We start from the raw sequence: 23884 nt of genomic DNA, 5'->3' as shown, positions 1-23884 counted from the left end.
ACATGCCTCGTTCCACTTCCGACCGTTTCCGCTGGTCCCCCCTCAGTTTCGCAATCGCTTGCACCCTGCCTTTTGCTGCTCAAGCCGCTGAGACAACAGCAGCGCAAACTGCTGATACCACCACAGCTCAAACCACCGCCGCTAAAACCAGTAGCAAAAAGCACAGCACCGACACCATGGTGGTGACAGCAACCGGTAACGAGCGTAGCAGCTTTGAAGCGCCAATGATGGTGACAGTGATTGAAGGCAACACGCCAACCAGCGAAACCGCCACCAGCGCTGCGGATATGCTGCACAATATTCCAGGGCTGACGGTCACCGGTAGCGGGCGCGTCAATGGTCAGGATGTCACACTGCGCGGCTACGGCAAGAATGGTGTACTGACGCTGGTCGATGGCATTCGTCAGGGCACGGATACCGGCCACCTGAACTCCACTTTCCTCGATCCGGCGCTGGTTAAGCGCGTTGAAGTGGTGCGTGGCCCATCCGCTCTGCTGTACGGCAGTGGTGCATTGGGTGGGGTTATCGCCTACGAAACTGTCGATGCCGCTGATCTGTTGTTCCCCGGACAAAACAGCGGTTACCGCGTTTACAGCTCCGCCGCCACCGGCGATCACAGCTTTGGTCTGGGTGCCAGTGCCTATGGCCGCACCGATGATGTCGACGGCATTCTCTCCTTCGGGACTCGCGATATCGGCAATATTCGTCAGAGCGACGGCTTTAATGCTCCCAATGATGAAACCATCAGCAATGTGCTGGCAAAAGGCACCTGGCGCATTGACCAGATTCAATCGTTAAGCGCTAACCTGCGCTACTACAACAACAGCGCACTTGAGCCAAAAAACCCGCAAACCAGCGCGGCATCTAGCGGCAATGTCATGACAGATCGTTCGACTATCCAACGTGACGTCCAACTCAAATACAATATTCAGCCACTGGATCAAGAGTGGCTAAATGCCACGGCGCAAGTTTACTACTCCGAAGTGGAGATCAATGCGCGGCCACGAGGCTCAGCAGAGGAGGGTCGCGAACAGACCACCAAAGGCGGGAAGCTGGAAAACCGCACCCGTCTCTTCACCGACAGCTTTGCATCACACTTGCTGACTTACGGCACTGAGGCCTATAAACAGGAGCAGACACCAAGTGGTGCGACTGAAAGCTTCCCGCAGGCAGATATCCGCTTCAGTTCCGGCTGGCTGCAAGATGAGATAACCCTGCGCGACCTGCCGGTCTCTATTTTGGCGGGTACTCGTTATGACAACTACAAAGGCAGCAGCGAAGGTTACGCCGATGTTGAAGCCGATAAGTGGTCATCACGCGGTGCAATCAGCATTACGCCAACCGACTGGTTAATGCTGTTCGGCTCCTACGCGCAGGCGTTCCGTGCTCCGACCATGGGCGAGATGTACAACGACTCAAAACACTTCTCGATGAATATCATGGGTAACACCCTGACTAACTATTGGGTCCCCAATCCGAACCTGAAACCAGAAACCAACGAAACGCAAGAGTATGGCTTTGGCCTGCGCTTTAACGACCTGTTGATGGCCGAGGATGACCTGCAATTCAAAGCCAGCTACTTCGATACCAATGCTAAAGACTATATCGACACCGGTGTCACCATGGACTTCGGATTCGGGCCGGGTGGTTTGTATTGCAAAACCTGCTCTACCTACTCAACCAATATTGATCGGGCAAAAATCTGGGGTTGGGATGCCACCATGAGCTACCAAACTCAGTGGTTTAACTTGGGTCTGGCCTATAACCGCACCCGTGGTAAAAACCAAAATACCAATGAATGGCTGAACTCCATTAATCCAGATACCGTCACCGGCACTATCGACGTCCCTGTGGCTAACAGTGGTTTCGCTGTGGGCTGGATTGGGACATTTGCTGATCGCTCTAGCCGGGTTTCCAGCACTGGCTCACCGCAAGCCGGTTATGGCGTCAATGATTTCTATGTCAGCTATAAAGGCCAGGAGCAGTTGAAAGGCGTGACCACCACCGTGGTGCTGGGTAATGCATTCGACAAAGAGTATTACGCACCACAAGGCGTGCCACAGGATGGCCGCAATGCAAAACTTTTCGTGAGCTATCAGTGGTAACTCATTGGAATAAAAAATAGTCTTAAAATTAACCCGGCACACCCAAAAATAGTATTGCCGGGTTATGATTTAAATCCGTCACCTGCATATAAAAAATCAATAGAATGAGGAAGTTATAATGAGCAAATCAATATATGAACAATACTTACAAGCCAAAGCAGATAACCCAGGCAAGTACGCACGCGATTTAGCCACGCTGATGGGTATTTCTGAAGCTGAACTGACCCATAGCCGCGTCGGACACGATGCCAAGCGTTTACAGGCGGATGCCCGCACACTGCTGGCTGCATTGGAAGCGGTCGGTGAAGTCAAAGCCATCACCCGCAACACCTATGCCGTGCATGAGCAAATGGGCCGTTACGAGAACCAGCATCTGAATGGCCATGCTGGTTTGATCCTCAATCCACGTGATTTGGATCTGCGTCTGTTCCTCAATCAGTGGGCTAGCGTATTTACCCTGACAGAAGAGACCCGCCACGGTGTCCGCCACAGTATTCAGTTCTTCGACCATCAGGGCGATGCGTTACACAAAGTGTATGTCACTGAACAAACTGACATGCCAGCATGGGAAGCCTTACTGGCGAAATTCGTCAGCACTGAAAACCCAGCATTGCAGCTAGAACCTCTTAGCACCCCTGAAGTGACCGCTCCTACCGCCGATGATGCCACGGTAGATGCCGAATGGCGCGCCATGACCGACGTGCACCAGTTCTTCCAGTTGCTCAAACGCAATAACCTGACCCGTCAGCAAGCATTCCGCGCCGTGGGTGATGATCTGGCTTACCGCGTTGACAACAGCTCACTGACACAACTGCTCAATATTGCCCTGCAAGATCAGAACGAAATCATGATTTTCGTCGGCAACCGTGGCTGTGTACAAATCTTCACTGGTGTGATTGAAAAAGTCACCCCACATCAAGAGTGGATTAATGTGTTCAACAAGCGGTTTACACTGCATCTGATTGAAACCGCCATTGCTGAAAGCTGGATCACCCGTAAGCCAACCAAAGACGGTTTTGTCACCAGTTTAGAGCTGTTTGCCGAAGATGGCACCCAACTCGCTCAACTTTATGGTCAACGTACTGAAGGGCAACCAGAGCAAAATCAATGGCGTGAACAGATTGCTCGCCTGATCAATAAGGATATTGCCGCATGAGACTAAGGCTACTGTCACTCCCTTTCATTCTGTCGCTGAGCGCCTGTATTCTGCCGCTAAATACGTTAGCTGCAAATTCGTCGGCTGCGAATACGTCGGCCGCAGAACGTATTGTCACCATTGGTGGTGATGTAACAGAGATAGCCTACGCACTGGGTGCCGGTGGCGAGATTGTGGCCCGTGACAGTACCAGTCTACAACCGCAGGCAGTGCAGAAGCTGCCTGATGTCGGTTACATGCGTATGCTCAATGCCGAAGGCATTCTGGCGATGAAGCCAACCATGCTACTGGTCAGCGAACTGGCGCAGCCCTCACTGGCCCTGAAACAGGTTGCTGATAGTGGTGTGAAGGTGGTCACCATACCGGGAAAAACGACGCCAGAAAGTGTGACGGCGAAGATTAGCGCGGTCGCGGCGGCACTTCATCAGTCAGAGCAAGGGCAACAACTGATTAAAGACTATCAGCAACGGTTAGCCGCAGTGAGCAGCACGCCACTGCCGATCAAAGTGCTGTTTGTCATGAGCCACGGTGGGCTAACCCCAATGGCCGCAGGTCAAAATACCGCCGCAGATGCCATGATCCGTGCTGCCGGTGGCAGTAATGCGATGCAAGGCTTCAGTCGCTATCGTCCACTCTCTCAGGAAGGTGTTATCGCTAGTGCACCCGACTTATTGCTGATCACCAGTGATGGTGTAAGAGCCTTGGGAGGTAGTGAGGGGATCTGGAAATTACCCGGTATGGCACTGACGCCAGCCGGTAAGCATAAGCGAGTGTTGGTCGTTGATGACATGGCGTTACTTGGTTTTGGTCTGGAAACACCACAAGTGCTGGCGCAACTGCGCAAAGGCATGGAACAAGCACAATGAATAGTCGTGTCCATCCGCGTCTGATGCTAAGCATCTTGCTGATGATCCTGATTATCTTAGCGCTCGGCTCGGCCAATATGGGGGCATTGACCCTCTCGTTTCGCACCCTGTGGAATGCCTCATTAGATGATGCCATGTGGCATATCTGGCTGAACATCCGCCTGCCCCGTGTGCTGTTAGCCGTGGTCGTTGGCTGCGCGCTGGCCGTCTCCGGCGCTATCATGCAAGGGCTATTTCGTAACCCGCTGGCTGACCCGGGCTTATTGGGTATCAGCAGTGGTGCCGCCCTGTGTGTCGGGTTGATTATCATCATGCCATTCAGCTTGCCACCGCTACTGGCGCTTTATAGCCATATGGTGGGGGCCTTTATCGGCAGTCTGGCCATCTCGGCTATTATCTTCACCCTCAGCCGCTGGGGCCATGGCAACTTATCCCGTTTGCTGCTGGCCGGTATCGCCATCAACGCCTTGTGCGGTGCCGCCGTCGGCGTGTTGACCTATATCAGTGATGATCAGCAATTACGCCAGTTCTCGCTCTGGAGCATGGGCAGTTTGGGTCAGGCACAGTGGTCAACCCTGATGGTGTCTGCATCACTTATCCTGCCCGCTTGTGTGCTGGGATTAATGCAAGCGCGGCAACTGAATCTGTTGCAGCTCGGAGATGAAGAAGCGCACTACCTCGGGGTCAATGTGCGGCAAGCCAAACTGCGTTTACTGCTACTCAGCGCTATTCTGATCGGTGCAGCGGTGGCGGTCAGCGGGGTTATCGGTTTTATCGGGCTGGTGGTGCCACATCTTATCCGTATGCGTATCGGGGCTGACCACCGTTGGTTACTGCCCGGTGCCGCACTGGGTGGGGCTTGCTTATTACTGACCGCCGATACCCTGGCTCGAACCCTGGTCGCACCGGCGGAAATGCCCGTCGGCTTGATCACCAGTTTGCTGGGTGGCCCCTATTTTCTATGGCTGATTTTACGTCAGCGGGAGCAACGTAGTGGTTGATATAACTGGGGCTGATATGGCGGAGATTAATTTAGCCAAGGTGAACATCGCTAAGGCTGATATGACCAGAGCACCTGCTGCGTTATTGGAGGCGAACCACCTCTCCTACCATGTGCAGGGGCAGCGGCTGATTAATGACGTCTCGCTGCAAATTGCCAGCGGTGAAATGGTGGCGATTATCGGGCCAAATGGCGCGGGTAAATCTACCCTGCTGCGGTTGTTGACCGGCTATCTGGCCCCCTCTGGTGGTGAGTGTCAGTTACTCGGCAGGAACCTGAATAGCTGGCAGCCACAGGCATTGGCCCGTACCCGTGCGGTGATGCGCCAATACAGTGATCTGGCGTTTCCCTTTAGTGTCAGCGAAGTGATTCAGATGGGCCGCACACCTTATGGCAAAGCGCAAAACCGTCAAGCGCTGCAAGAAGTTATGGCGCAAACGGACTGTCTGACACTAGCTCAACGTGATTACCGCGCACTCTCTGGTGGCGAGCAGCAACGGGTGCAATTGGCTCGCGTGCTGGCACAGTTGTGGCAACCAGAACCGGCACCGCGCTGGCTGTTTCTGGATGAACCGACATCTGCATTGGATCTATATCATCAGCAGCACACACTGCGTCTGTTACGCCAACTAACCAATCAGGAGCCGCTGGCAGTCTGCTGTGTGCTCCACGATTTGAATCTGGCGGCGTTATACGCTGATCGCATTCTGTTGTTAGCGCAAGGTGAACTGGTGGCATGTGGTACGCCAGAGGAGGTGCTCAATGCCGAAACACTGACCCGCTGGTATCAGGCAGATTTGGGAATTTCACGCCATCCGGAAACTGCCTTACCGCAAATTTATCTGCGCCAATAAATTGCCTTGCATCCCAAATTGAAACCAGCTTATCGCTGGTTCAGACTGCTGACAAACTCCGATGACGCGATTTGGAACGGTGAGGACGGGTGGAAGAGTCAAGCGTCCACGCCAGGGATGGCGCGGCTCGAGCCTCCAGGGAAGGATTTACGGCGTCTTGATGATCTACCCGTTCTCTCCGCTCAGACAACTTTGTCAATAACCTCAACCAGTTTATCGCTGCTTTTGTTTCTCAGCCACCATAGAGTCACCCTCTGCCAGCAATTCATAAATCGCCTTACTCACTTTTTGCACCGCCCGCTCAATTTCTGCTGTCATTGGCTTGCTGTAGCTGAGCCGCAAACAATTGCGATATTTCCCCGACGCGGAACTGATAGACCCAGCCGCCACCTGCACGCCCAGCGGCAATAAACAACGATTAAGGCGCAGGCTATCAAATCCGTGAGGCAGCTCCACCCATAACATAAAGCTACCTTCTGGCCGGCTTAGGCAGGTACTCGGCGGGAAATACTTCATGACCCAACCAGTCATAATGTCGCGGTTACGCTGATATTGACGGCGCATCCGGCGCAAGTGCTGCATGTAGTGCCCTTGCTTGATGAACTCGGCCATCGCCAGTTGCGGTAATGTGGCCACTCGTCCGGCAGAAATGTATTTCATATGCAGCGCTTTATCTAAATAGCGCCCCGGTGCAATCCAGCCAATACGTAAACCCGGTGCCACGGTCTTGGAGAAAGAGCTACACAGCAACACCCGCCCGTCGTCATCAAATGAGGCGATGGTCGGTGGACGCGGATATTGATACGCCAGTGCGCCATACACATCGTCTTCAATAATCGCGATGTCGTAGCGCTGGGCTAAGGTCAGCAGGGCTTTTTTGCGCTCATCTGGCATATTGTAGCCCAGCGGATTATTGCAGGTCGGCGTCAGTTGAACCGCCTTAATCGGCCATTGATCCAGCGCCATTTCTAACGCTTCCAGGCTGATCCCCGAGATAGGATCAGTCGGGATCTCAATCACCTTCATGCCCATCCCTTTCAGGGTTTGCATCGCACCGTGAAAACAGGGGGAATCCACGGCGATAATGTCGCCGGGCTGACAAACCGATCCCAATGCCACCGCCAGCGCCCCATGGCACCCCGAGGTGATGATGATGTTATCTGCTGATTGATGATTGCCACTGTCCAACATCAGCCGAGCAATCTGCTCACGTAAAACTGGCGAACCGTAAATATTGTCATATTCCAGCACTTCTTCGCTCTGATGGAGACTAATACGGCTAAGAAGGCGGCTGAGTATTTTTAGCCCCGGCCCGGAGAGATCAGGCGAACCCACCCCAAGATGAATGACACTCTCTTGATCGCCTCGGGTCAGAAACGCCAGCGTGTTCTCCCACTGAGATATCTCTACTGGCCGTTGTGCATGGCTGCATATCGCCGGCAACGAAGGCAGGTTGGAGCTGCAACGCACGAAGTAACCCGATTTTGCTCGCGCCTCAATAAGCAGGCACTCTTCCAGTTGCCGATACGCCTGCTGCACAGTACTGATGCTGACTCCATGCTCGTCACTCAATAGTCTGACCGAAGGGAGGCGCTCCCCGGCGATATACAGCCCTTCTTTAATTCGCTGGCTCAGAATATCAGCCAGTTGTTGGTAACGTGTCATCGAAATCACCTGATAAATTATTGTGGGCCAGTACAGATGGCCTAAATTTACGCCATTCAGATCATATATCTCATATCTGTATGGAAATAATAGTCCAAATTTGCATCTGTAATGTTTCTTGCCAAAGTATCATGCTAATGGCTCACCTACTGACGGGGAGTCAATAATGAATAATATAATTGAAAATCAAATAGATGAGTGCTGCTCGTCAGCCGTGCGAGCAACAAAGAGCCGCCGCAATATTATTATTCAGTTATGGCTGAAAGCATACAGATTCGGATATCAATGGAATGAGCGGCGCAAAACAGCCAATACGATGGCGCGCTTGAGTTCAGACCAATTAAGGGATATCGGCTTGACGCGGGAAGATATCAAGCGGGATTACAGCCGCCCGTTTTGGCGCTGAGGAGAGATGATTGGCATCAAGCTGAATGGGCTGGCCCCGACGCAATACCCGTGTCGAGGCCAGCCCTATTTTTTATCAGAAATCGTAACCCACTGTTGCTAATACAGAACGTTCAGCACCCCAGTAGCAATATGAGGTGTTATAGCACGCGGCGATATATTTCTTATCTGCGATATTATTTACATTCAATTGAATAAATGCGCCTTTCAGCGTGGCCGCCCAGGTGCCAAGATCCGCACGAACAGAGGCATCACCCAGGGTATAAGAAGGTACACGCAAGGTATTGGCATCATCAGCCCACTGTTTGCCAATGTAACGGATACCGGCACCGACATTGATGCCATACCCCGCCTCATATTGCGCCCACAGCGACGCCATATTTGATGGCGCTAACACTGGCGTATTGCCATCATTACCATCAATGGCATCTTTGAATTTAACTCGGTTATAGGTATAGCCGGCGATCACACTTAAACGATCGCTAATTTGGCTTCTGGCTTCCAACTCCAGCCCTTGCGAGTTCACTCTACCGGCGGGGACATAATAGGTGGCCGGCACAGCGCGGTTCGCCACATCATTTTGTGTCAGGTCATATAGGGCGGCGGAGTAAAGTGACGTGCTGCCCGGCGGCTGGTATTTGATACCCACTTCATACTGCTCGCTGGTCATCGGTTTCAGTAATTTTTGCTGCGCATCCGGGAATAGACTTGGCGTGATGGCCTGGCTGTAACTGACATATGGCGAGATGCCGCTATCAAAGCTATAGAGCAAGGCGGCGCGCCCGCTGGCGTGATTATCGGTGCGCTCATCACTGCTATTCGCTGTTTTATCACTATTTTCTGTTTTCATTCGGTCGTAGCGACCAGATAGATTCAGGTGCCAATTATCCAGCGTCATCTCATCTTGCAGATAAACCCCGCTCTGCTCATAGCGGCGGTTTAGGTAAGAGGTGGTGATGCCGGGAGTGGTCAGCAGATAGTCGCGATACAGCGTGCTGCCGCCAGACACACCAGTGTAAGGATTCAGAGTGGTGGCATAGGCACTGTCGCTGCGCAGATTATTGCTGAACTTCTGGAAGTCAAAGCCCAGCATCACCTTATGGCCAACAGCGGCAGTGGCAAAATCCGCTTCCAGTTGGTTATCCACGGCAAAGGCATTGAGTGAGGAGTCCTCACCGGAGTAGTAACGATTCATCAATGTGCGATCACTATTCCAACCGCCTTGATACACCTGCTCCAACTGAGTATTGGAATGGGTGTAGCTGGCATTCTGGCGGAATGACCAGACATCATCGAATTTATGTGAGAATTCAGAACTATAAATTTGTTGCCAGCGCTTAAATACATTGCGGTCACTTTCGCCATCAAAGAAGCCACGACTCAACTTCTGCCCGTAGATGCTGCCATCCGCCGGTACTGAGCTGTGGGAACCACCGGAGGGATCTTTTTGCAAGTTAGCCCGCAGCAGCAACGAGGTATTTTCATCCGGTTGCCATAGCAGTGACGGCGCGATCGCATAGCGCTCTTCGCGCTGATGGTCATACATGGTGTCACTGTTGCGACTAATCCCTGTGAGGCGAAATGCCCAATGCTCAGATATCGCATCGGTATAATCAAATGCCGCAGATTGTGTATTATTATTACCGCCTGTCAGACGGAAATGGCCTTCAGAGGTAAATTGCGGGCGCTTGGATGTCATCATCACCACACCGCCGGGGATGCTCTGACCATATAGCGCCGAAGAGGGGCCTTTTATCACATCAATGCGCTCAAGGAACCAGGGATCCACCTGCAACACATTGTAGCTGCCGCCATCACTGAGTAAGCGCAGACCATCGAGGAAAGTATTGTTCACATCACCGCCGTGAAAACCGCGCAGGGCAATGGTGTCATAGCGGGTCGCGCCACCGGAGAAGTTAGTAAAAACGCCCGGCGTATAATTCAGTGCCTGGTTAACTGTGGCGACATTTTGATCGTCCATCTGCTGGCGAGTAATCACTGAAACCGCCTGTGCCGTCAGAATTAACGGCTGATCGGTTTTCGTTGCCCCTTTAGTGGTTGTAGCGGTGTAACCTGAGGTGGGTAAATCGGCCGCGTGGCCCGCTTTAGCGGTCACTTCTATGGTATCGTCGGCAACTGACGCTAATGGAATAAATATCGCCAATGAACACAAAACAGCAGAGCGCTTGATGATGAAAGCCGAGAGCATCGTTATCTTCCCCAGAAAATTAAGCAGATAAAAGAGAGGGTTATTAATTAGCTTCCATTGCTATTTCCGCATCGCAAATACCCTTGCCTGCGCGCCACATATCGTGGGGGTCCATCAGTGCAGCGAATAATCTATTGAATAGAACTGATAATTACAACGAGAATTATTATCTTTATCATTTGATTTAGAGAAGTAATTATCAGAGTAAGATTATTCAGGAATAGGTTCTGTATGCCACAATGGCCGCCAGACCCTGGGTCTACACTAAATTCTTGGGATAATCGTGGCACTCACTTTCGGGCTAACCGGTTTTATGAAAAAAATTGGGTACGTTGTTTCGCGTCAATACTCTCCGCTTATCTGTCTGCTGCTCGCGCTAGTTTTTACCTCTACAGCCGGAGTGGCCTTTGCCGCCACAGCCGCAGATGCCACATCTGACAGCAGTGAAGAGCCGGCTAAACCGGCGGTGTCGGTGCAGCTAATTAACTTGCAAAAACAGCTCGATAAACTGAAACAGAGTATCTCTGTCAGCGCCTCCGATAATCAGCTCAGTGTGCTAAATGAAACCGCATTAGCGCTGGTTCGTGATGCCGATATACTACTCGCCGATCTGAAGCCCAAGCGGGAACAACTGCAAGCGCAACTGGATGTGTTAGGGCCGCCCCCAACAGCTGGTGCATTAGCAGAGACCCCCGTGGTGGCCCAGCAGCGGCGGGTACTGAATACCCGAAAAGTGCAGTTGGAGGGGCAGAATGACCAGGCTCTGGCGATTAAAACCAATGCAGAAAATCTGACCACCCAGATTACCTCGTTACGACGTACCGCCCTGAAATCACAAATCGCCTTAAATTCCGGCAGTATTCTGGGGACCAATTTCTGGGCACCGATTGTCAATCCGAATAGCGATGATGACCAACGATTAAAAGATTTTATGCAAGAACTTGGCGATGCCTGGAGTGCTGCGTGGGAACCCGAGTGGCGGCTTGGTACATCAATGTACCTGCTGCTGACACTGCTGATCGGCGTATTTGGCTTTAAATCCCTCGATCTCCTGACCGCCTGGTTCTGTACCAAATGTCTGCCGCAAGGCCCACTACGCCGCAGTTTTATGGCGTCGGCCACCACTTTATCGACCGTGCTGATTACGGTGACGATGGCGCAATGCATTACGCGGGCCTTTACCCGCACGCCGGATGTATCACAGGTAGTGATGGATTTTTCGCTGGCTTTTGTTCAACTGATGTTCTTCTCGGCGTTAGTCGCGGGTCTGGGGCGAGCATTTTTATCCAACCAGCGCCCTTCATGGCGTTTACCCGCCATTGCCGATGAAGTTGCCGTCTCACTGAAGCTGTTCCCGCCGCTCTTAGCCAGCTGTATCATGATTTTTGGCGCGATTGATCAGATGAATAACATGATCAATATCAGCGTCTCCGGGGCTATTTTTGGCAATGGCATCTCGGCTCTGTTAATGGCACTCACTGCGGCGATTATTCCGTTACGGGCCAATCGGGTGCGCCGTAATCTGATTATCAATGGCGAAAAACCGGAAGCTTACTCCACCTTAGCGGGGCTGATTCATTTCGCCATTGGTATTACGGCTATCGCCATATTATTGTCACTGTTGGTCGGTTATATCGCGCTCGCGAAATTCTTAAGCTACAAACTGGTGTGGAGTTGTCTGGTTCTTGCCTGCTTATACTTATTAGTCCACCTGTTCGTTGATTCAGCGGAAAGCCTCTTTTCCCCCACCAGCAGCGCCGGTAAAGCCATTAAGCAATCGCTAAATATTGACGATCGCCATTTAGCGCAAGCCGCGACCTTATTATCCGCCACCAGCAAAGTGGTCCTGATATTGCTGGCGATCATCGCCCTGCTCAACGGCACCTTTGGCTCTACCACCCCGATTTCGTTGCTGCAAAAAGCCATGGAGTTGTTAAGCGGTGAAGGGCTGGAAAAATTAAATATTGTTCCAACCAATTTATTGAATGCCGCTATTTGCCTGCTTATCGGGCTCTATATCTTAAAAGCGGCACGCCGCTGGCTAAATAATGAATTCCTGCCCAAAACCCAGATGGATAACGGCATAAAAACCTCTGCGGTGACCCTATTCAGTAATATTGGTTACGTGCTGGTGATCCTACTGACGTTATCAGTGCTCGGCATCCAATGGAATAAGTTAGCCTGGATTGTTAGTGCACTATCGGTCGGTATCGGTTTTGGCTTGCAGGAGATCGTGAAGAACTTTATTTCCGGGATTATTTTGCTGACTGAACGGCCGGTTAAAGTGGGGGATTTGATCAGCATCAGTGGGGTGGAGGGTGATATTCGCCGCATCAATGTTCGCGCCACTGAAATCCAGCTCAGTGACCGCTCAACCGTTATCGTGCCGAACTCCCAATTGATTTCGCAGAACGTGCGCAATGTCACCATGGCCAATGCCCAAGGGGTAGTGACCATCGCGTTGACCTTCCCGCTGGATTTAGATGTTGAACTGGCGCGCGCATTGCTGATTGAAACCTACGAAGAGCACGAATCAATACTCACAACACCTGCACCCTCGGTAAAATTTAGCCAGTTAAGCCCAGACGGCATTGTGCTCAGTGTCACGGGCCTGGTGCCTAGCCCACGAATGGTAAGCGATACCAAAAGCGCTTTATTATTCAGCATATTAACCCGGCTACGGGCGGCGGGCGTCTCACTGGCAGTCGCGACCAATAGATCCGCACCGACGGCGAATTAGCAGTCAGTAAAAAAAAACAGCCACGGATGGCTGTTTCTCGCATTCAGTGGCTGGCGGCTATTCCTCCATCACTGCCGTTAACAGGGTAACCGCGCAGCATCATCCGATGTTGCGCTGAGCCTCATCCACAAAATCAACCATCAATAAGTTGAGCTCTGGGCACAAGGGCTTTTCTGCATCGCTCTCTTTCACCAGCGCCTGATAGCGCTCCTGGCTCTGCTCTTCAAGCAATTTATAAGCGGGTACGTTGATGTCCCAATTGCGGGAAACCGCCAAATTCAACGCTGTTTTTACCAGCACCGCCTCATCAGGCACATCCATTTGCTGACAATTTTTCTGTAGATAATGCGCCCCAGCAACCAATGCTGATAATTGTTTGATTTGCTGCTGAACGGTAGGTTGAATCGTTTTATTCACGGGCTGCTGGCAACCCGCTAATAATACCAAAGGCAAGAGCCAAGACAATTTACCTATAACTGATAACATTGATTAACTCGTTAGTAATTAAAAACAGGTTATTTTAAGTCAAGAGGTAGATTCAATACATTCTTATTCCCTTATTAGCGAGGGTAAAACATATCCATTTTTCGGAAGACTCTATTCCCTTATTAGTTAGGTTTTCGCCGGACTCAAACTAAAGACTTTCGGATTACGCCCCAACCATTGCGCGGCTAACTCATTGATCTGCTGGAGGGTGACGGCCTTCAGCTGCGGCTCCTCTTGTGCCAACAGTGCAAAGTTGCCGTCATCACTGGCGACCTGCGCCAGTGCATCAGTCCAATAGCTGGCACTGGTACGGCTGGCGTCCTGCTCAATCCACCAGGCTTTTTTCGCCTTATCCAGCTCCGATTGTGTGACGCCCTCAGCGGCGATTTGCTGCAAAACTTTTTGCGCCATCTGCGCCATCTCCTGCGCCCGTTCAGGGGCTGACGTAAAGTTGAGTCGCGCCAGATAGTAAGGCTGCGGCAGTTTTGCCAGTAGCTGCGAGAAGCCCAAGGTGTAGATGCCGCTGGCCTGCTCGCGCATGGCATAACGTAGCCGCAAGGTGACGGCTTTATCCAATAGCTGTAACGCCAGTTGATTCGGCTGCGACCATTGCGCCTCAGCCGAGAACTGCATACTGACCATGGTTTTCGGGCTGCTCGCCAGCGGATAGTCGTGGCTCATCGCCTGATTCAGCGGCTTTATCGCCAAATCGCGCCAGTGCAAGCGCTGCTCACTCCGTGGCAGGCCGCCTAACCACTTCTCTACCAACGGCTGAAGGCGTTTCTCATCCAGCGCACCACTGAGTGTCACCGTCATATCCTGCGTGGCAGCAAATAGCTGGCGGTGGCGCTGTTCAAGCCCCGCCACAGTAAAATCACGCCACGGCCCCGTCGCCGTGACCAGCAGCCGTTCGCCATGTTGATAGCCAACCTGGGTGATGCTATCGAGGAAGCGGCGCTCGACTGGCTGTTTCTCTAACCCCAGCGCAAATGACTGTTTTTGCTGCGTAAGTTTATCTGCGGCAAACTGAGGGGCAGTGATCTTCAGGTAGAGCAATTGCAGCAGCGACTCCAGCTTGTCAGCCGGTGCCGAGCCGCGTAAACCATGGAACAGCATCTCATCATAAGGTGCGATGGCCACCTCAGCTTGCTTGGCTAACTGCGCCAACTGGCGCGGGTTGTACTGGCCGTAACCACTCACTTCGGGTAGTCGCATCGCCCAGTTCACCTCGCCAATATGCCTATCCTCCTCCAGTGACCGCCCGCCAGGGATGCGCAGTGATAGCTGCACGTCATCTTTTAGGCGGTTATTGGCTTTGATAATCACCCGAATGCCATTGCTCAGGGTCCAGAGCTGGGTATCAGGGATCGGCAAGGTCTGGCGCTGCACCACTTTACCAGCGGTCGGCGGTGTCACCGTCAGAGTGACCGGTTTCGGTTTCAGGGTGAATGCCCCCGGCGTACTCTGACGGATGCTGCTCCACATATCCGCCAGCAGCTTTTTATCCACCTGCGATTGATCACTGTCAGGGCCAATCAGTGCTAAACGGGCCGAGCCTTTCTCCAGTAATTCAGCCACTTGCGCCTGAACATGTTGCGGGTCAATCGCCTCTAGCCAGCTTTTGGTCATCGCCAGTTGCTGCTGTTTGTTGAGCATCGGCAGATCAAATTCAATGGCGGTGGTGAGATTATCCGCCAGATAATCATGCTGATAGCGGCTCTCTCCGGCGGCCTGCTGGCTCAGTTTCGTTAGGATTTGCTGACGCGCCGCCTTCAACTCGGCGTCGCTCACAGGCGTAGTCGCCATCCGTTGCAGCTCGGTGAATAGCTGGCGCAGGGTGCCGTTATAGTCGCTGCCTTGTGGTCGGGCAATCATCAGGTGCTGAATGCGGCGGTTATCCAGTAGTGCGCCTTGCTGATTGATACTCGCGACCGATAACAGATCGTTATCCACCAGCAATGATAGCCGCTGGTTAAAAATGGTCAGCCACAAGGTATCCAGCAGGTCGCGCCACTGCCCATTGGCACTATTCAGCGGGACCGCCAAATCACGTTGTAGCGCGAGTTGAATAATGCGCGTCCCTTGCTCAGCATCAAATACCGTGCTGAGCAGTAAGCCCGATTGTGGGGCAAAACTCTGCCAGTGGGCATCATCGCGCGCGGGCTGTTGAGGGGCGGGCATCGCGAATAACGTTTTGATCTGCTGGCGCAAATTATCCACATCAAACCGGCCCACCACCACCAAGGCCATCCGTTGCGGCTGATACCATTGCTGATAATAATTGACCGCCTCACTGACCGGCGCTTGCCGCACCACATCCAGCAAACCAATAGGATCACGTTCGCCATAGCGGCTGCCGTGATAGCGCAAGCGCTCCAATGCCTGATTGATGCGGAACCCCACCCCTTGACGTAAGCGCCACTCCTCCACAATCACCTGCCGCTCTTTATCAAATGCCGTCGGTTCAAAGCTGATGCCCTGCGCCCAGTCGGCTAAAATCCGCAGCCCCAGTGTGAGCTGTTTTTCATCGGCGTTCGGCAGTGACAACTTATAGGTGGTGGCATTCAGACTGGTGACAGCATTGACATGGCTCCCCAGTGCAATCCCCTGTTTCTCCAGCGATTTAAAGCTGCTGGTGCCGGGAAAGTGCGTCGTGCCTTTGAAGGCCATATGCTCGACAAAATGCGCCAATCCGCGCTGTTGTTCGCTCTCTTGTAGCGAGCCGCTATTGACCAGCAGGCGCAACTCCACGCCGGGTTGGTCACGCGGCAGCAGGTATAACTGCAAGCCATTGTCCAGCGTGAGGTGCTGGAGATCGGCCCGCATCGGCAGTTTTTGCTCCTGCATCGCTGAAGTCTCAGCCGCAGACGCGGGCAGACCCCACGCCAGCATCACCCACGCCAACAACAGGTAAAGGGCGTGGACTCGCACTAATCGGTTAAGCATGGTGTAGCAACTCCTTGAATCGCATCGGATAAATCATCGAGGCAGTATTGATGGTCGGCTACCTCAGCCAGAAAAGTTTGGTGACTCACCAGCAGCACTGCGCTGTCTGGCAGTTGTTGCCGCAGTAAGCGCAATAGCTGGCAGGCGCTGGCGGCATCCAGTGCTGAGGTGGTTTCATCCAGTAAAATCAGCCGTGGCTTATTCAGCAATAAGCGGGCAAACATCAGCCGCTGCTGCTCGCCGCCCGATAAGCGCTGCTGCCAGTCAGTGGAGAGGGCCAACTGGTAGTTCAGTTGCGGCAAACCGACCTGCACCAGTGCCTGCTGGAGTTGTTCGGTGCTGAAATCACTGCGCTGCGCCGGATAGGAGAGCAGATCGTCCAGCCGCTCATGGGGCAGATAGAGGCGCTGGGGGAGCCAACTCACACTGTCACTGCGCTGAATTCGGCCCTGATAATGGGGCCAGTGGCCGCTCAGGGTGCGCAGCAAGGTGGATTTGCCTATTCCTGAGCGCCCCTGAATCAGCGTCAGGCTGCCCGCAGTGGCAGTGATCCGGATATTGCTCAGCAGCAGCGCGCCATCGGCGGTGTGCAGATCCAGTGTGGCCCGCAGCGGCAAACCACCCTCCGGCGCACTCTCCACCGGGCTGGTCGGTTCGGCATCCAGCAGCACCACAAAGTTGTATAAGCGGGTCACCGTAGCCTGCCACGCGGCAATTTCTCGATAGGAGAAAATAAACCAGCCCAAGGCCCCCGCCACCTGCGCGAAGGATTGGCGGATCTGCATCAATCCGCCTAGCAGCAGTTCACCCGCCAGAAACTTCGGCAGCGCAAAGAAAATCGGCGCCAGCGCACTGAGTTGCTGATAGCCGACAGTGAAGAATGAGAGGTTTTTTTCGTAGCGGATCAGTTGATACCAGTTATCGGCCACCGCGCGGAAATGTTGTAACAGCGCCCCGCGCTCATGTTGCTCGCCCCGCTGTCCGGCGATGGCATCACTGGCTTCGCGGCGGGCAATCAGCCCACTGCGGTAATCCGCCTCACGCCGCTGACGATCCATATTTAGCTGGCGCAGCGGATAACCAATCCAGTGCGTCAGGCCAATACCAATCAGGGTGTAGAGGATGCAGACCCAGAACATATAGCCGGGCAGTGTGAAACTGTGCTGAGCCAGCGAGAAGCTGATGCTGCCGGAGAGTTGCCATAAGATGGTGGCGAACGAAATCAGGGTGAGCAAGGAGTGCAGGAAGGTGATGAGCAAGCGCAGGCTGGACTCAATCAGCAGCCGGACATCTTCGGCAATGCGCTGGTCGGGGTTATCCGGCACCAGTGCATTGATTTTCAATGCATAATGCTGGCCTTTATGGGACAGCCAGCGCGCCAGAATGTGCTCGGTCATGCCCGTCCGCCAGCGCATGATGAGTCGCTGTTTCAGGTAATCCGCAAACACCACCACCAGGATCAGGGCGCTGACCAGCAAGATAAAGTGTTGTAGCAAACGATACAGCGCCTGACTGTTCAATTGCTGCAATGCATTGTAAAACTCGCCATTCCACTGGTTAAGCTGCACATTAAACCAAACCGAAGAGAGGCTAAGCGCCAACACCACCAGCAGCAACAGCCAGGCCAGCAGTGCTGAGCGGATGCCCCAAAACGGCCTGGCCAGGTAATAGAATTGTCTCAGTGTTTTCATCAATAAATTACTTTCATAAATAAATGGGTTTCATAAATAAACTGCAAGCATGTGTTCCGCATCGTCAGAACAAAAAGTATCGGGCCGCCATCTGGGCAACCCGATGGGTTAGGTCACTGTTTATCAATAGGTTAGAGATCGTAACTCAGTTGCAGCCAGAATTGACGGCCCGGATCATAGGAGTGCAGCACGCGGTCGCCATACACAAAGGTGTCGGCCACATTGCGTTTGTTCAGCAGGTTATTCACCTCAACCGAGATCCCGACGCCATAAGCAAAATCAGGCTGCCAGGTCACTTTGCTGTCCCAGATAAAGTTGCTGGCAAAGTGCGTTTTCTCATATTTCAGCATCTGCGTGCCGGTGTTGATGTCGGTGTAATACTCATTTTGATAGCGCACCGCCTGACTGCGCGAACTGCGCCATTGCCACAGGTTATAGAAAGTGAGGTTGTACTCTTGCCACTCACTGGTTAGCTCCAGATTGAGCCGCCATGGCGAGTTAAAGTTGGTCGATGGCAGGTCGGCGGCATTGATCACTTTGCCGTCGTACCACACTTTGTCGGAGTCCAGCTTGGTGTTCGGATCAAAGAAGGCATAGCCCTGATCTTTCGGGGTATTGCTCTTACTTTGCTGCCAGCTCAGTGAGCCGGTAAAAGCATGAGTGGTCGAGGCCAGCTCCCAGGGTTTGCTGTTGCTGACCGAGAGTGAAACGCTGTCGTTGCTGCTGCGCCCACCATTATCAAAGGTGCGGATACGAGCCTGGGCCGCACTATTGGGGTTGCGGTATTTAGTGCGGCTGCGCACTTCGTCGTAACCTTCGCGGTGCACATACTGTAAGCGCCAGACGCTCTGCATCACTTGCTGCTGAAGGGCGAAGCTCAGCTCATCGTTATAGGGGGTCGATAAGCTGTCGATACCTTCAAAATCTTTCACCCCATCCCAATCATTTTCTGATGGATCCAGCGAGCAGAAGTAGTAGCAGTGTTCCATGCCCGCGTTTTGCGCTTCGTACAAAGCATAAGTCAGCATCGAGCGACCATAATAGCGGTTGGCCCCGGCTATCAGCACGGTATCGCCGGTGCCAAACAGATCGAGGCTACTGCTCAGGCGCGGTGCGATATTGGTTTTCTGAACAAAATCATCGCGATCCAAACGCACACCGGGGCGAACCGTCAAACGGCCATACTGCATACTGTCATCCAAAAACAGCGCGTAGTTGGTGTAGCCCGCTTCATAGTTACCGGCGCGAAAACGGGTGATGTAACTGGCCTCAGTCAGTGAAGCAACATCATCCGCCGACCCACTGAATTTGTAGCGGTAGTAGTCGCGATCACGGGTATAGCGGGCGTCAGTTTTGTTGAATTCAAAACCAAGATTGGGTGAGTGTTGCAGACCCAATGCGGTGAACTCATTAAAGCGCAGCACCCCTTTCGCCGTGGCGCTGTTCTGGCGGGTGGTCAAATCCCCCTGCCCGCCATTGTTATAAAATTGCGGATTACGCCAATCGGTGATGTAGTCTTCCAGGGTATAAAAGTCTTTCACATCATTGGTACGTTCGTCGGTCAACTGCTGATAACCGGCGGTGAAGTCCAGACTGGCGATATCAAAACGGTGCTCCAACTGTAACGTGGTGCTCAAACCGTTATGGTCATTGTCATAGCCGGAGTTAATCACGCTGCTGGAGAAGAGTGTGCTGGTGTAAGCCGAGTAGTTGGCGGAGAGATGGGCGCTGGTGCGCTCGTTGGCATCCCAGGATAGCTTGGCAAAATAGTTATCCGACACTCGTTTCTGGCTGCGATAGCCCGGCGTCGCGGAGACCACCTCCAGCTCATTATTCGGCCCTAACTGCAAGCCGTCGCCGCCGGAAGTGTAGCTTGGAATATCGGAGAGGCGCTGTGAGGCGGAGAACACGATGCCCATGTTGTCGGTGATACCAGCTTCAAACCAGCCACCAAAACTTTGCTTATTGTACTTGGGCTGATAGCGCGCAGGGCGGCTGGTATCGTTTTTCGCACTGTCGAACTGCATATCTGGATCAGTGAAAACCTTGTTCCACGCCGAGCGAGTTTCACGGTAGTACAGATGCCCGCTGTTCTCGCCACGCCAGCGGCGGCTGGTCACATCCACAGTGCCGCCGGTAAAACCGCCATACTCCACTGGAATGTTGTTATCGAAAACATTCATGCTATCAATCAGGCGGCTGTCGATGTACATCCCCTGATCGCCACTGTCGACACGGGTAATGGTTTCGCCGTTGCCATCACTGGCGGGATCGATGTCATTATTGAAGCTGACGCCATCCAATTTGTAGGCGTTTTGATAGCTCGACGAGCCATGAATCGAGATAGCGCCGGGTTTGATTTCGCCCTGCGTCAGGCTGGTGTTGCCGCTATTGGAGAATTGAACTGCGGGGTTGGTGCGCAGTAATTCGGTGATATTGCCGTTGCCGGTCGGGCGCTGGCGGATCTCTTCGGAGGTGACCAGCTGCGGGGCTGACATCAGGTTATCCACGGCAGCACGCCCACCAGCCTCGCCCATGACCGAGGTGGTTGGCAGCACCATGCTGCCGGCATTGACACCTGCCGCCTGCACCGGGCGGATCACATACCCCTTGCCACTGGCGACCAGCTCCAATCCACTGCCCGCCAGCAATTGCTGCAATGCGCCTTGTGGGCTGTAGCTGCCGCTTAAGGCGGGCGCGCGCAGATGACGCAACTCAGATTCATCAAAGATAACATGCAGTTGGCCCTGGCGGGCCACATTGGCAATGGCATTCGCCAATGGTTGAGCGACCAGATTGAGCTGCAAATCCGCCGCCGTCACTCCCTGCGTGACCAATAGCGTAGCCAGCACCAGAGCAGAGAGAACAGGCATCCCAGAATATTTATTCTTATTTTTTATCATCACGCTATTTCTTCCCTAAGAAATGTCAATGCCATGCCAATAAGCACCAGCATCAGGGAAGACGTGATAATGAGAATTATCCTCACCTATAAAATTAATTATTTTTTACTTTTTACTGTTTTTTATTTAAATCACGCGAAATCAGCACGTTACCTTTGCCGTCATAAGTCACATTCACCGCCAACAGTAGCGGTAGTGAGTCGAGGAACTCATCAGGACGATTTAGATCCAGCGAACCGGATACCGGTAACTGCGCCAAACTGGCATCAATAAGCTCAATGTTGCCCGGCCGATAGCGCCGCAATTCAGCGAGCAACTCACCCAGTGGGCGGTTACGGAACAGCAGTTGCTCGCTGCGCCACTCACCAATTTCAGCCACCGGCAACTGACTGAGTAACAGGCGTTTTTTCTCTGGCAACAGCTGCGCACGATCACCGGCGTGTAGCATCACCGCCGCCATATTGGGTCTTCCGGTCATGGCGACAATGCCTTGCTTGACGGCCACCGCCACTTCGCCCGCCTCAAAACGCACCTCAAATGCAGTGCCCACCACCCTCACCTGACTCTCTCCAGCATACACCAGGAAGGGGCGGGTTTTATTGGCGGCCACTTGCAGGTAGATTTCCCCCTGATCCAGCCAGAGCTGGCGGTTCTCTTTCGCGTAGTGAACACGGATTTGTGAATGGCGATTCACATGAACTCGGCTGCCGTCCGACAGCACGATTTCGCGGCTGTTATTGGCGGTTTGCAGTTGAATATCATTGGTCAGTAACAGCGGCAGTTGACTCATTGGCAGCAGCAGGGCGAACAGGAAAAATAGCCCAGCGGCACAACTGCGCAGGGGCCGCCAACGGCTGGCGTGTTTTTTCGGTTGCGGGGCGCTGGCGGGGCGAGGGATCAATGCGCAATCACTCCACAGCTGCTGCATCTGGCGAAAAGCCTCGGCATGGGAGGGGGAGCTTTGCAGCCAGGTTTTCAGTTGCCGCTGCTCCTCATTGGTTAAGCGCCGCGCCTGACTGCGGCTGAACCACAGCGCCGCCTGTTCATCGATTTCACGACTATCACTCATCATGTTGCCCACTCCCCTGTTCAGCAACGTGGCGCTTGCAATGCAGTAACGCGCCCGCGATATGTTTTTCGACCATACTGACAGAAATGCCCATTCTCTCCGCCACCTCAATCTGCGACAGGCCATCAAAGCGATGCATCAAAAAAGCCTCGCGGCGGCGCGGACTTAGACTGTTTAGCGCCTCTTCCAATCGGCTCAGCCGCTGCTGCTGCTCCAGCACATGCTGCGGATCTGCGCCAGCCGGTGCCATCTGAGGCTCCGGTGACACCTCTTCATGGCTCTGCGCTAACACTCTGCGCTGCTTGCCTGCGGCTCGCCAATGGTCAATCAACACTCGGTGGGCAATCTTAAAAAGAAATGCCCGCGAATGCTCCACTGGCGTCTCTTTCGCCCGCTTTAGCCACAGCGCAAAGACATCTTGCGACAGATCCGTGGCGTCACTGGCATTATCCAGCCTTTTGCGAAAGAAGCTGACCAACTGACCATAAGTGCTCTGGTAAGCCAGACTCACTTTGTTTGATGGCGGTTTATCCATGAAGGCATCCGTTAGAGAGTACAGCCTCAGATTGTCGGCGTGCGGGCAGTCACGCAAAACCCTGCGGCATCAGGTACATCAATCCAGTGGTTCACATCTTGCTGGTGAAAAAGAACAATAAAGAAAAAGAGCAATAAAACAGTGAGTAAAATATGAGGTGAATACCTAACGGCTTCACACTTCTAAGGCTGGCGGTTATAAGCGAAAACGTCGATCAAATGCAAATGATAATCACAATAACTATCAATATGTTTATTGATTTGTATAATCTGTCGCTTATTATCTGCGGAGAATTCAATATTTCTGCGAGACATCGCAAACATAAACAAGCAATAAAACCGTTATTAATCAAAATAATAAACTCAGATCACTCATTACCTGCGGAGTCTGTAATGACATTATTCTGCCTGATGGCAGCCAGCGGCACTCTTATGCCGACAGTAGAAAATCGCCAGAACATTAAAATGGGGTTACCCCTTGGGCGGCCAAAAACACGTTGGAGTATCAGCTTATTACTGGGCATCGGCTTGCATATGCTCGCCGCCGCGTTGATGCTCGGTTGGATCACAAAAATGGCCCCGCAGGGGATGCTGCCCCCCGCAGTGATGATCGAATTGACACTCTATCAGCAGGCAAAATCCGCCCCTCTCGATGTGCCGCTCGGGCCACAGCAAAATATGGCCGCACCGGATGACGCACCGCCGGAGAAGCTGCCCGAAGAGCTACCCAAACTAACTGCCGCCCCCAATGGCACCCATGCCATCAAGCCGGAAAAGGTGGTGCAGAAGAGGAAAATAACGCCGGTCAAACCACGGACAGACGCGCCGTTGCCAGTGGTGGCTGAAAAAGCCGCCCCGACCACCAGCGCCCCACTATCGGGTGAGAGCCAGAAAAATGCCGCCACATTCTCCAGTGAAGCCGCCGCCGCCATAAGCGGCAAAGCTTCGTGGCAAAGTGATGTACTGGCGCATCTTTCACGCTATAAGCGATACCCACGCGAGGCATTGCGCTATCGTCTGGAGGGGATTAGTCACATCCGTTTTGTGGTTGATCACCAAGGAAAAGTGTTAACCGCCGAGCTATTCTCCAGCTCGGGGGCCAGGATTTTGGATCGCGAAGCCATGGTGCTGATTTCACGCGCCCAGCCGCTGCCCATTCCCCCCGTCGAGCTACTGAAAAATGGGGTAATTGAGTTGATAGCGCCCATTGCTTATAACGTGAAGAATTGAGCTGACGTAACGAGTGAGCTAACGT

General features: G+C 53.1%; 16 protein-coding genes. 8 read left to right on the top strand and 8 right to left on the bottom strand.

Annotation, left to right across the window (positions count from 1 at the left end; all coding sequences use genetic code 11):
• Positions 1 to 2: 2 nt before the first annotated feature.
• From AACW11_RS04610 to AACW11_RS04590, 5 genes are all read left to right on the top strand, one after another.
• Positions 3 to 2105, top strand: coding sequence for a TonB-dependent hemoglobin/transferrin/lactoferrin family receptor (locus AACW11_RS04610; protein WP_212586150.1), 2103 nt, complete (start codon positions 3 to 5; stop codon positions 2103 to 2105).
• A 118-nt stretch (positions 2106 to 2223) separates the two neighbouring features.
• Positions 2224 to 3261, top strand: coding sequence for a hemin-degrading factor (locus AACW11_RS04605; RefSeq protein WP_212586149.1), 1038 nt, complete (start codon positions 2224 to 2226; stop codon positions 3259 to 3261).
• Positions 3258 to 4127, top strand: coding sequence for a heme/hemin ABC transporter substrate-binding protein (locus AACW11_RS04600; protein WP_212586148.1), 870 nt, complete (start codon positions 3258 to 3260; stop codon positions 4125 to 4127). The genes AACW11_RS04605 and AACW11_RS04600 overlap by 4 nt, the downstream gene beginning before the upstream one ends.
• A complete protein-coding gene (locus AACW11_RS04595; RefSeq protein ID WP_212586147.1) occupies positions 4124 to 5128 on the top strand; it encodes a FecCD family ABC transporter permease in 1005 nt (334 codons plus the stop codon). The genes AACW11_RS04600 and AACW11_RS04595 overlap by 4 nt, the downstream gene beginning before the upstream one ends.
• A gap of 61 nt (positions 5129 to 5189) precedes the next feature.
• On the top strand, positions 5190 to 5981 hold the full coding sequence (locus tag AACW11_RS04590) for a heme ABC transporter ATP-binding protein (RefSeq protein ID WP_212586175.1): 792 nt from the start codon (positions 5190 to 5192) through the stop codon (positions 5979 to 5981).
• A gap of 213 nt (positions 5982 to 6194) precedes the next feature.
• On the opposite strand, the gene AACW11_RS04585 is transcribed toward AACW11_RS04590, so the two are convergent.
• Positions 6195 to 7646 (bottom strand): aminotransferase-like domain-containing protein, encoded by a 1452-nt coding sequence (locus AACW11_RS04585; protein ID WP_212586146.1) that lies wholly within the window; start codon positions 7644 to 7646, stop codon positions 6195 to 6197.
• Positions 7647 to 7812: 166 nt separating this feature from the next.
• Here AACW11_RS04585 and AACW11_RS04580 point away from each other — a divergent pair, with 166 nt between their 5' ends.
• On the top strand, positions 7813 to 8052 hold the full coding sequence (locus AACW11_RS04580) for a DUF1127 domain-containing protein (RefSeq protein ID WP_212586145.1): 240 nt from the start codon (positions 7813 to 7815) through the stop codon (positions 8050 to 8052).
• 75 nt (positions 8053 to 8127) lie between these two features.
• On the opposite strand, the gene AACW11_RS04575 is transcribed toward AACW11_RS04580, so the two are convergent.
• Positions 8128 to 10260 (bottom strand): TonB-dependent siderophore receptor, encoded by a 2133-nt coding sequence (locus AACW11_RS04575; protein ID WP_212586144.1) that lies wholly within the window; start codon positions 10258 to 10260, stop codon positions 8128 to 8130.
• 313 nt (positions 10261 to 10573) lie between these two features.
• Between AACW11_RS04575 and AACW11_RS04570 the strand changes: the two genes are divergently transcribed.
• Positions 10574 to 13000 (top strand): DUF3772 domain-containing protein, encoded by a 2427-nt coding sequence (locus AACW11_RS04570; protein WP_249192883.1) that lies wholly within the window; start codon positions 10574 to 10576, stop codon positions 12998 to 13000.
• Between the two features lie 99 nt (positions 13001 to 13099).
• Here AACW11_RS04570 and gspS read toward each other — a convergent pair whose 3' ends face one another.
• From gspS to AACW11_RS04540, 6 genes are all read right to left on the bottom strand, one after another.
• The gene (gene gspS, locus AACW11_RS04565) at positions 13100 to 13486 is read right to left on the bottom strand and encodes a type II secretion system pilot lipoprotein GspS (RefSeq protein WP_212586142.1); all 387 of its coding nucleotides are present in this window, start codon (positions 13484 to 13486) and stop codon (positions 13100 to 13102) included.
• Between the two features lie 126 nt (positions 13487 to 13612).
• Positions 13613 to 16432 carry a M16 family metallopeptidase gene (locus AACW11_RS04560; protein ID WP_445285801.1) on the bottom strand — a complete coding sequence of 940 codons (2820 nt, stop codon included), beginning with the start codon at positions 16430 to 16432 and terminating at the stop codon, positions 13613 to 13615.
• Complete coding sequence (locus AACW11_RS04555) at positions 16417 to 18123, bottom strand: ABC transporter ATP-binding protein/permease (protein WP_212586141.1); 1707 nt, start codon at positions 18121 to 18123, stop codon at positions 16417 to 16419. Before AACW11_RS04555 ends, AACW11_RS04560 begins: the two co-directional genes overlap by 16 nt.
• 131 nt (positions 18124 to 18254) lie before the next feature.
• The gene (locus tag AACW11_RS04550) at positions 18255 to 21026 is read right to left on the bottom strand and encodes a TonB-dependent receptor (RefSeq protein ID WP_212586173.1); all 2772 of its coding nucleotides are present in this window, start codon (positions 21024 to 21026) and stop codon (positions 18255 to 18257) included.
• A 112-nt stretch (positions 21027 to 21138) separates the two neighbouring features.
• Entirely contained in the window at positions 21139 to 22098 is a 960-nt protein-coding gene (locus AACW11_RS04545) for a FecR family protein (protein WP_212586140.1), read from the bottom strand.
• Complete coding sequence (locus AACW11_RS04540) at positions 22088 to 22630, bottom strand: RNA polymerase sigma factor (protein ID WP_212586139.1); 543 nt, start codon at positions 22628 to 22630, stop codon at positions 22088 to 22090. The genes AACW11_RS04545 and AACW11_RS04540 overlap by 11 nt, the downstream gene beginning before the upstream one ends.
• 464 nt (positions 22631 to 23094) lie before the next feature.
• Between AACW11_RS04540 and AACW11_RS04535 the strand changes: the two genes are divergently transcribed.
• Positions 23095 to 23859, top strand: coding sequence for a TonB family protein (locus AACW11_RS04535; RefSeq protein ID WP_212586172.1), 765 nt, complete (start codon positions 23095 to 23097; stop codon positions 23857 to 23859).
• The last annotated feature ends 25 nt before the right edge of the window (positions 23860 to 23884 follow it).

The sequence above is a fragment of the Yersinia sp. Marseille-Q3913 genome (genome assembly GCF_963892745.1).
Taxonomy (GTDB): domain Bacteria; phylum Pseudomonadota; class Gammaproteobacteria; order Enterobacterales; family Enterobacteriaceae; genus Yersinia; species Yersinia bercovieri.
The sequence above is the reverse complement of the archived record's forward strand: the minus strand, read 5'-3'. Positions and strand labels throughout refer to the sequence as shown.

Excerpts from the sequence above, each read along its gene's own strand:
- AACW11_RS04560 (WP_445285801.1), bottom strand. The coding sequence starts at position 16,432 with ATGCTTAACCGATTAGTGCGAGTCCACGCCCTTTACCTGTTGTTGGCG.
- AACW11_RS04595 (WP_212586147.1), top strand. The coding sequence starts at position 4,124 with ATGAATAGTCGTGTCCATCCGCGTCTGATGCTAAGCATCTTGCTGATG.
- AACW11_RS04590 (WP_212586175.1), top strand. The coding sequence starts at position 5,190 with ATGACCAGAGCACCTGCTGCGTTATTGGAGGCGAACCACCTCTCCTAC.
- AACW11_RS04585 (WP_212586146.1), bottom strand. The coding sequence starts at position 7,646 with ATGACACGTTACCAACAACTGGCTGATATTCTGAGCCAGCGAATTAAA.
- AACW11_RS04540 (WP_212586139.1), bottom strand. The coding sequence starts at position 22,630 with ATGGATAAACCGCCATCAAACAAAGTGAGTCTGGCTTACCAGAGCACT.
- AACW11_RS04545 (WP_212586140.1), bottom strand. The coding sequence starts at position 22,098 with ATGATGAGTGATAGTCGTGAAATCGATGAACAGGCGGCGCTGTGGTTC.
- AACW11_RS04535 (WP_212586172.1), top strand. The coding sequence starts at position 23,095 with ATGGGGTTACCCCTTGGGCGGCCAAAAACACGTTGGAGTATCAGCTTA.
- AACW11_RS04610 (WP_212586150.1), top strand. The coding sequence starts at position 3 with ATGCCTCGTTCCACTTCCGACCGTTTCCGCTGGTCCCCCCTCAGTTTC.
- gspS (WP_212586142.1), bottom strand. The coding sequence starts at position 13,486 with ATGTTATCAGTTATAGGTAAATTGTCTTGGCTCTTGCCTTTGGTATTA.
- AACW11_RS04575 (WP_212586144.1), bottom strand. The coding sequence starts at position 10,260 with ATGCTCTCGGCTTTCATCATCAAGCGCTCTGCTGTTTTGTGTTCATTG.
- AACW11_RS04550 (WP_212586173.1), bottom strand. The coding sequence starts at position 21,026 with ATGATAAAAAATAAGAATAAATATTCTGGGATGCCTGTTCTCTCTGCT.
- AACW11_RS04600 (WP_212586148.1), top strand. The coding sequence starts at position 3,258 with ATGAGACTAAGGCTACTGTCACTCCCTTTCATTCTGTCGCTGAGCGCC.
- AACW11_RS04605 (WP_212586149.1), top strand. The coding sequence starts at position 2,224 with ATGAGCAAATCAATATATGAACAATACTTACAAGCCAAAGCAGATAAC.
- AACW11_RS04580 (WP_212586145.1), top strand. The coding sequence starts at position 7,813 with ATGAATAATATAATTGAAAATCAAATAGATGAGTGCTGCTCGTCAGCC.
- AACW11_RS04555 (WP_212586141.1), bottom strand. The coding sequence starts at position 18,123 with ATGAAAACACTGAGACAATTCTATTACCTGGCCAGGCCGTTTTGGGGC.
- AACW11_RS04570 (WP_249192883.1), top strand. The coding sequence starts at position 10,574 with ATGAAAAAAATTGGGTACGTTGTTTCGCGTCAATACTCTCCGCTTATC.